Genomic DNA, 9626 nt, shown 5'->3' with positions numbered 1-9626 from the left:
TTCTTACAACATCCAGTTGAACAATTACATGTAGCACATTTTCCACTGCTTTTGCATCCTCCACATTTTATTATACCTAATTCTCTTAATTCTTGAACAGATAATTTAGCTTCATTTACATCATAATCTTCATATTCTGGTGTTTCTTTTAAAATTCCTTGTTTTTTTTCCATTTCCTCCTCCTGTTTTTTAATATTATCCTATTTGGTATTAATATATACTTATTGCTCATCTAATTCCAATTCTATTCTTTGGCTACTTTCAACTAACCATTTTCCTTCATCATATATTAAAACAATTAAAAAACGTTCTTCTTTTTCTTCCTTTATGAAAGGAAGTATTTTTTTAGCAACACTATAATTGATATCTACTAAGATATTTGCTACATACCTTTCATTCTCATATTTAAACTCACTATTGGCAATTTTTAATTCTAAATCATCTATGGTATAGTTATTAGAAAAAATCATGGTTTTTTCATAAATGGAATTGAAAATTTCTTCTCTTGAATTTTCTTCAACATTTTCCATTAATGATATATCTTTATTATTTAAAGCATCAAATAAACTGTTATAAAATCCTCTTAATGTGTTTTCTATAGTTGCTAAAAGCTTATCATTAGCCATATTTATATCAAGTTTTAAAATATTATCTTCTTGAATCTTCACCTCTGGACTTTTAACCACTCCCCAAGGAAATTCTTTGGTAAGATAAATAATTATATCTTTATTCTTTGGTATAGGTCCATATGTCTTAATTTCACTGACAGTTTTTTCAGTGTCTTTTCCATTAATATAAACTTTTGCATCATTGAAATTAGAATATAATGTAATATATTCTGCTGCTACTTCAACATTTATGTCTCCATCCTCTAAAAACTCCATGTCCTTACTTTCTGCAATATCACCATAATCTGTTTTTAATTTATATGAAACTTCATATCTTCCAGGTATTAAAGTAACAATTTCTTCATTCACTTCTTTTCCATTTATATATATAATGGCTTCTTTTATATCTGAAGCAATACTTATGCTTATAGTACTTATATTTAAATAATAATTTTCCCCAAAAAGCCCTTTTTCACTTTCAATGGTGAAAATTACACTTTTATTATTCTTTTTAAGATTATCAACTACTCTCTCAACATCTTCGTCATTAAGTAAAAAATAATCAATTAATGGTTTTAATTCATCATCATCTGCTTTTACTCCATCAATCTTTATATTTTTTTCTGCCCAGTTTTCTTTTCCTTTTAGTAAAGCCATTTCCAGCTGATTAATTAATTCTTTTTTACTCATAGGCTTAATTAGATTAAAAACACTGACCCCTATAGCTATAATCAAGACAACAATATATACTTTAACTCTTATAGTTTTTTCTTCACTCTTTATCTTATTAAGTATACTATAGAAAAACTCTTTTATAGTTTCCTTCATTTTGCTATATTTCATCCTCTAAAATTCCTAGTACCCATTTTCCACAATTTACACACATATGAATTGTAATTATAAATGTATCTAACATATCTTCATCAATATTGCCTAATGTCATTAACTCTTCCTTTGTAATAAACTCATCATTTGAATCTATAAATCCTTGTATCTCAACAACATAATTCTTATTTGTTTCATTACAACAATCATTTACTCCAACACATTCTATTTCTTCATATGACAATCCATCTTGTAATTCCTTTATTATAGGTAATATATCTTCAAATTCACTGATATCATCTAAGAAATCCTCTTTTCTAAATACTAAATCCTTTATTTTAAATAATTCCATATCCAGCTACTCCTTTGTTTATTATCAAGCTATATTTTATATTATATATATTATACTATTCAAGATATATCTGTTAAATAGTATTCAATAAATATTTTTCATTGTTTATTGACAGTTTTACAAAAAATATTGTTATTATTTACATTTAAAAATATAATTATATTGATTAAATGTAATACTAATAATCGTAGGAGGTAACTATGGACAATACTTTAAAAAATTATAGATCAAAAACTCGAAAACTAGTTATTATTGGAATGCTTGGTGGTATATCTATTTTCCTTGGACTTACCCCCTTAGGAATCATCCATCTTCCAGTAATGAATTTAACTATAATGCACATCCCTGTAATTATTGGAGCTATTTTAGAAGGTCCATTAGTTGGTGGTTCCATTGGTCTTATATTTGGATTATTTTCAATGTATCAAAATATAACTGCACCTAATTTAACATCTTTCATATTTATGAATCCTATGATTGCATTACTTCCAAGAATATTAATTGGTATAGTTACTTATTATGTATATGATTTTATTAAAAGTCAACAGCCCACTACCCTAAAGGGATAGGGGCTTGGGATGAAAATCCCTAGTCTCTTCTCTGAAAGTAGTATTGCATAGTCTTCGGGCGAATGTGATGGTTGAATAGCTTAAGTATATCGGAATGTGCTTTGCACAGCGAATATACTACGTTACTGGAGAATATATAGACACCTTAGAATGTTTCCCAAGTTCTAAGCTCTGTGGTAAGCGATTAAACATCTCTGATGGCAGGAGAAGTGTTGCTTGTATACAAAACCTTCGGATAACATTGGCGAAGGGAGCTTACCGCCTTCGGGCGAGATTAATTTAAAAGGAATGACTTTTATGGTTTATGTTAAAAGTATAGATGGAAAGGCTCTTATGCCTACATCTAATGCAAAAGCTAGAAAGCTACTTAAACAAAAGAAGGCTAAAGTTGTAAGTTTAAGACCTTTTGTAGTTAAGCTAACATACAAAACTAAAACTGAATATACACAAAAACTAAATTTGGGTGTAGATAGTGGATATTCTAATATCGGTTTTAGCGTCATAGACGCAAAACAAGAATATATCGCTGGAGAAGTTAAACTTCTTGAAGGAATGAAAAAAAGATTATTAGAAAAAGCTTCATATAGAAGAATTAGACGAAGTAGATTAAGATATAGAAAAGCTAGATGGAATAATAGAGTTAAGTCTAAGAAAAAAGGCTGGTTAGCTCCATCTTTAAAGCACAAACTGGATACTCACATTAAATTTATAGATTATTTAAAAAATATACTTCCAATAGGGAAAATTACTATTGAAGTTGCTAATTTCGATATTCAAAAGATGAAAGATGATTTGATTTCTGGTATTGATTATCAAAATGGGGATATGTTTGGTTTTTGGAATGTGAGAGAATTTGTCCTTCACAGGGACGGTCATAAGTGTCAAAATCCAAACTGCAAACATAAAGATAAGAAAGAGCAGATATTAAAAGTTCATCACATTAGATACCGAAGCGAAGGCGGTAGTGATAGACCTGAAAACTTAATTACACTTTGTAGCAAATGCCATACTCCCGCTAATCATAAGAAGGGAAAATTTCTTTATGATTGGTGCGTGAATGGTAAAAAAGTTAGAGGTTTTAAAGATGCTACATTTATGAATATGATTAGATGGTATTTAGTTAATGAATTAAAATCTAAACATAATAATGTGTCTATAACTTATGGATATATTACTAAAAATCATAGAATTCAAAATGGTATCGAAAAGAGCCATTTAAACGACGCTTTTGCTATCGCAAAAGGAACGAATCAAGCTCGAACTAAAGCCAGGTTTTTAGTAATTCAAGATAGGCTCAAAAATAGAAGTTTAGAGAAATTCTATGATTCAAAAATTATAGATATTAGAACAGGAAAAAAGGTTTCTGGTGGAGATTTAAGCTGTGGTAGAAGCACAAGAAACAAAAATCTTAATACAGAAAATTTAAGAAAATATAGAGGTGCTAAAATATCAAAAGGTCAGCGCAGAATAAGAAAACAAAAATATTTCTATCAACCTAATGATTTAGTTAAATATGATGGAAAAGTTTATACTGTTAAAGGCACTCAAAATGAAGGCAAGTATATCGCTTTAAAGGAAATTAAAAAAGTTCCTAAAGTGGAGTTATTAATACCTTATGTTTTTAAGAAAGGGCTTAACTGGAGTTATTAATTATGTTAGTAAAAACCACGGTAAATATATGTTAATGGTTCATTTTATATTTGTTGTAAAATACCGAAGAAATTTGCTTATCAAATTTGGAGATGAAATTAAACAAATATTTTATGATATAGCCAACGAGAAGGATATTGTGATTGTAGAAATGGAAGTAGATAAGAACCATATACATCTACTGGTACATTACAAACCAACTATGTCAGTTTTAGATTTAGTCCGATGGTTTAAGCAAATTTCTACATATAGATTGTGGAGGCAAAATAATAATATGATGGAATTAGCTAAGTTCTTTTGGAAAGAAAAAACTTTCTGGTCAGATGGATATTTCTCATGCAGCATTGGAAATGTTTCTAAGGAAACAATTGAAAAATATATACAAAATAAAAAAAGAGTTATCATATTGAAAAATTTCAATATGATAGCTCTTTTTTTGTGTGATGCTATATATTTTACAAATTTATATTTATTTCAACTCCAAAGTGATCTGATACAATGTAATTTTCTCCATTAAATATCACCTTTGAGTCTTTAACTTCTATCTTTTTATTACTTAATATTAAATCAAGTCTCTTATCTTCACTGCACTCCCTCCAGCCATCTATTGTGCCTTTAACAGTGATGCCAGAATCCTTTTCTTCTGCCATTATATACGTATCTATCATTCCTTTTGCAATAATATAATCATATCCTTCATTTCTTAACAATGCATTATTATTAAAATCTCCCATAAGGAATGAAAGCTTATTATCATCAATATGCTTAAGTAAAGTATCTACTTGTTTCTTAAATGGGTCCTCTTTATCATTCCACCAACCTAGATGGCAGGAAAAGAAATCAATTTCTTTTCCATTTGCCTCAATAGTTGCTTTTACTATCTTTCTACTTTTATAATTATTTTCACTTTGATTCTGACTAACATAGAATGAATCATACGACTTTATCTTATGTCTCGATAATATTGCCAGTCCCTCTTCAAATACATCATATCCTATGTGAGAAAAATCCCATACATATTTATAAGAATCTTCATTTATGTTGTTTAACTCATTAATAAGCACTTGTACATAATTATCACTTTTTATATTTTCTGAAATATATTCACCATCAATATGCTGACTTATTTCCTGTAAGGCTATAACATCATATTGTTCTTTTTTTATTCTTTCAGCTAAGATCTTTATCTTATCTAGCTGGTTTTCTTCCTGCCATGAATGACAATTCAATGTCATAAGCTTCATAATTTTATACTCCTATTATATCTTGAATATCGCTCTTTAATATATCTGCCTTAGGTCCATAAATCGCTTGTACACCATTTCCTTTTAGGATAAGTCCTAAAGCTCCATTTTGTTTCCATTTTTCTTCATTGGCAACTTTATCTAAATTTTTAACTGTAACTCTTAATCTAGTCATACATGCATCTACATCTTCTATATTATCTTTATTTCCTAAAAGTTCAATAATATTTAAAGCTTGTATATTATTTGATGTAACAGCTGCTTCCTTTTGTACACTTGTTTCTTCCTCATCATAATTTCCAAGACGACCTGGTGTAGGTATCTTAAATTTCTTAATACAGAATGTAAATACTCCATAGTTTAATACAAAGAATACTGCACAAACTATTACAAAGTTGATTATATCTGAAGTAAGCCCTGCTTTAACAAGCATTGGAATACGAGTGAATAATTCGATAGCACCAAATGAATGTACTCTTAAATTGATTAAACCTGCTATGGTAAAACCTAATCCTGTTATAACAGCGTAAACTACATATAAAACTGTTGATAAAACAACTTGTCCTGCTTTAAATCTTGCTGGAACTACTGTTGAAATTATATTATTATAAGTTGTCATATCTCCTGCGCCTTTTAAGTTTATTAAGTCTGTAATCCACGCAAACCATAACGGATCTTGACCAGCAATTGTAACTCCTGCTGAAGCTCCAGTTAATGCTGTATAAACTCCACCAAGTTCTGTATAGTTTACTGGTATTGTAAGCATATGATGAAGACCAAATGGTAATAGTAAACGTTCTAAACAGCCATAAATAAAAGGTGCTAATACTGGTGCTGTATCTTTTGAATTAGCAAGCCACATACCAAAACTATTTAAAGCTCCTTGTGCAAATGGCCATATAACAGATAACACAAGTGCTGTAACTGTAGACCATAAAATAACTACGAAAGGTACAAATCTCTTACTATTAAAAAAGTTTAATGCTTGTGGTAGCTTATTGTAATTATAATATTTATTATATATTACAGCTCCTAAAAACCCTGAAATTATACCAACAAATACACCCATATTAAGTGCTGGAGCTCCTAAAATATCAATAAAATAATCTGAAACTACTAACGTGCTACCAAAAAGTGATGTGAATACATCCCAATTAATTTCCCTAAAGAAATCATTAAACCTGCAGCAGGCATTACTGCAATAACCACCATTAAAGTTTTACCAAATTTTTGCCAAAAATCAAATGAAAATAACTTACCCTTGTTGTTCTCTCTTCCCATTTTATATTCCCCCTCAATACTTCTTTTATACCTTGTATAATCTAGCCTCATAAGGCTTTAATACCAACTCATTTAACATTCCATGCTCTCTTATCTTATAATTTGCAAGCATTAAGTTTTCATAATTAAGATTTAAATCATCATACTTATATAATGCTTTTTCATCTGATAAATTTACTATCACAACATATTTATCATTATTTAAAGTCCTTGTATATGCATAAATATTTTCATCTTCATCAAGAATCATATCATATTTTCCATATATTAAAGAAAGATTTTCCTTTCTAATCTTTATTAAATCTTTATAGAAATTTAATACTGAATCTTTATTAGCCAGTTGTTTCTCAACATTTATTGTTTTATAGTTTTCATTTACATCAATCCATGGTGTATTTTCACTAAACCCTGCATAATCTGATGCATCCCATTGCATAGGCGTACGTGCATTATCTCTTGAAATACTTGAAACTGCTTTTAAAGCTTCATGGACACTAGCTCCTTCATTAATCTTTTCTTCATAAATATTTATACTCTTCACATCATTATATTTTTCAATAGAATCAAATCTAACATTTGTCATTCCAATTTCTTGTCCTTGATAAATAAATGGAGTACCTTTTTGCATGAAATACATTAATGCAAATGCCTTAGCTGATGCTTGTAAGTATTCGTTATCATTTCCCCATGAAGAAACCACTCTTGGAATATCATGATTTTCAATAAATAATGCATTCCATCCTTTTCCTTCTAGAGCATTTTGCCATTTTGTAAGGACATTCTTATATTCTTTAACATTAAATTTATTTTCTCCTACTTCTCCCCATAAATTCAAATGTTCAAATTGAAAAATCATATTGAATTTACCATTTTCTTCACCAACCCACATTTCTGACTCACTGGCATCTACACCATTTGCTTCACCAACAGTCATAATATCATATTTAGCAAAAGTATTTTTATTTAATTCTTCAAGATACTCATGTATTCCATCAACATTCATATGTTTTTCAAAGGATGATACATAATTTAAATTATGAGGATTTTCCATATCTATTAATCCTGGTTCCTTTTTTATATGACTAATGGCATCTACTCTAAACCCATCAATGCCTTTATCAAGCCACCAGTTTATCATCTTATATATCTCTTGTCTTACTTCCTCATTATCCCAATTTAAATCTGGTTGTCTTTTACTAAATAAATGTAAAAAATATTGTTCTGTATTTTCATCATACTGCCATGCTGATCCTTTAAATATACTTTCCCAATTATTAGGTTCAACACCATCTTTTCCATCTCTCCAAATATACCACTCTCTCTTTTTGCTATCTTTTGAAAGTTTTGACTCCATAAACCAAGGATGTTCATCGCTTGTATGATTAATAACTAAGTCAATGATAAGTTTCATCCCTCTTTTATGTACTTCATCAAGCAACAAATCAAAATCTTCCATATTTCCAAAGTCATCCATAATATCTTGATAGTCACTTATATCATATCCATTATCATCATTAGGTGATTTATACATAGGACAAACCCATATTACATCTATACCTAATTCCTTTAAATAATCTAGCTTAGAAATAATACCTATTATATCTCCTATACCATCATTATTTGAATCTTTAAAACTTCTTGGATAAATCTGATAACCTACAGCTTCTTTCCACCATACTCTCTCCATTTATATCTCCCCTTCTGTGCAACCGTTTGCTTTTTCTTTAAAATATATATACAGTTTTTCAACTGTATATATTTAAGATTTTATATTACATTAATAATGTAACATTATTTGAAATTGTTTACAAGTACCAAATTCGCTGATTTTTAAAATCTATTCTCATTTTCCTCTATTTTTCTTTAATTTTTATCATTTGGCAACCGTTTGCACTAACATTTCACAAATCTACAAATAATGATTTTCTCTCCACTAGTTCTGTATCAATTATATAGAAGTTCTTTCCTATATTTTTTCTCTCAAGCTTATCTATTAAAAGTTTTGCCCCGTAATAACCTAACTCTTCCGCCTTTACATCCACTGATGCCAAAGGAGTACTTCTATATTCTGCTAGAGGAGTATTATTAAATCCTACCACTGCTATTTGTTCCTTACCGCTGTCCTTCATCTTATCTTGTGCACCAAATGCTAGCAAATCATCAGTTGTTAGTATTGCTGTCACATCATCATTTTTTATAATATCCTCCATAGCAATATAACCACATTTTTCAGTAAAATCAGCGCATTCTATTATCAATTCTTCCCTAGCTTCAACACCTCTACTCCTAAGTGCTTGCTTATATCCCTCTAATCTATCCTTGGACATATTTAAATTTCCTTTTGCACCTATAAAGCCAATTGTTTCGTGACCCATCTCTATTAATTTTTGTGTCAGCAAATACATAGCTTGAAAATTATCATTATCAGCCCATAAAACTCCCTTCACTTCTTCAGGACGCCCTATTATAACAAAAGGAAAGTTTATTTTTTTTAAATACTCTATATCTTCATCATTATCTTTTGCATTAAAAAGACATAATCCATCTACTAAATTACTTTCAGTAAATTTTTTTATCCACCCATCACCACTACAATCTTCTTTAAAGCCATACATGATATAATAATTTTCCTTTTGTGCACAAACGCTTATCCCCTTTAAAGCTTGTGCAAAAAATGGATTAGAAAACATCTTTTCAGCTCCATCTGGCAGTACTACCGCTAGTATCCTTGTTCTATTATTAGCCAAACCTCTAGCCACCACATTGGGAGTATAATTTAATTTTTTTATAGCAGCGTTTACTTTCTTCTTAGTTTCTTCACTTATTCTCGGACTATTAGATAAAACTCTCGAGACGGTAGAAGTAGCAACATTAGCCTCTTTAGCAACATCTTTAATTGTAACTTTCATGTTATAACCCTCACTTATGTTAAAATAGCTTGCTTATATCTCCAATTTTTAAGCATTTTCTTTATTTATATTCATAATATTACACTAATTTTATAAAAAAAAGAAGTACATATACGCATGTACTTCTTTTTATATAATCTCAGCATTGAATTTGGTGGCTTACCGGGGAATCGAACCCCGGACACCTT

The 9626-nt window shown here is 29.4% G+C and carries 6 protein-coding genes and 3 pseudogenes; 3 read left to right on the top strand and 6 right to left on the bottom strand.

The features are described 5' to 3' along the window. Nucleotides 1-221 precede the first annotated feature (221 nt). Nucleotides 222-1451, bottom strand: coding sequence for a hypothetical protein (locus tag Q5O29_RS01090; protein WP_022211184.1), 1230 nt, complete (start codon nt 1449-1451; stop codon nt 222-224). After that, on the bottom strand, nt 1441-1785 hold the full coding sequence (locus Q5O29_RS01085; RefSeq protein ID WP_022211183.1) for a hypothetical protein: 345 nt from the start codon (nt 1783-1785) through the stop codon (nt 1441-1443). Before Q5O29_RS01085 ends, Q5O29_RS01090 begins: the two co-directional genes overlap by 11 nt. 200 nt (nt 1786-1985) lie before the next feature. Here Q5O29_RS01085 and Q5O29_RS01080 point away from each other — a divergent pair. From Q5O29_RS01080 to tnpA, 3 genes and pseudogenes are all read left to right on the top strand, one after another. Then, nucleotides 1986-2324: pseudogene (locus tag Q5O29_RS01080) on the top strand (ECF transporter S component); the annotation flags it as partial. Between the two features lie 327 nt (nt 2325-2651). Next, nucleotides 2652-4004, top strand: coding sequence for an RNA-guided endonuclease IscB (gene iscB / locus Q5O29_RS01075; protein ID WP_302631542.1), 1353 nt, complete (start codon nt 2652-2654; stop codon nt 4002-4004). Then, nucleotides 3970-4392 (top strand): annotated as a pseudogene (tnpA, locus tag Q5O29_RS01070) (IS200/IS605 family transposase); the annotation flags it as partial. The gene iscB and the pseudogene tnpA, both read left to right, overlap by 35 nt. 67 nt (nt 4393-4459) lie before the next feature. Here the strand turns inward: tnpA and Q5O29_RS01065 are convergent. The 4 genes and pseudogenes from Q5O29_RS01065 to Q5O29_RS01050 all read right to left on the bottom strand — a co-directional run bounded on the left by Q5O29_RS01065 (nt 4460) and on the right by Q5O29_RS01050 (nt 9438). After that, nucleotides 4460-5248, bottom strand: a complete 789-nt coding sequence (locus Q5O29_RS01065; protein WP_022211179.1) for an endonuclease/exonuclease/phosphatase family protein — start codon at nt 5246-5248, stop codon at nt 4460-4462. 4 nt (nt 5249-5252) lie between these two features. Next, nucleotides 5253-6529 (bottom strand): annotated as a pseudogene (locus Q5O29_RS01060) (PTS transporter subunit EIIC). A gap of 25 nt (nt 6530-6554) precedes the next feature. Then, complete coding sequence (locus tag Q5O29_RS01055; RefSeq protein WP_022211176.1) at nt 6555-8216, bottom strand: alpha-glucosidase; 1662 nt, start codon at nt 8214-8216, stop codon at nt 6555-6557. Between the two features lie 214 nt (nt 8217-8430). Continuing rightward, entirely contained in the window at nt 8431-9438 is a 1008-nt protein-coding gene (locus Q5O29_RS01050; RefSeq protein ID WP_022211175.1) for a LacI family DNA-binding transcriptional regulator, read from the bottom strand. Nucleotides 9439-9626 lie beyond the last annotated feature (188 nt).

This window comes from Clostridium sp. CAG:265 (genome assembly GCF_000436575.1).
In the GTDB taxonomy this organism is placed as follows: domain Bacteria; phylum Bacillota; class Clostridia; order Clostridiales; family Clostridiaceae; genus Clostridium; species Clostridium lentum.
This window is presented reverse-complemented; position numbering and strand designations above follow the sequence as displayed.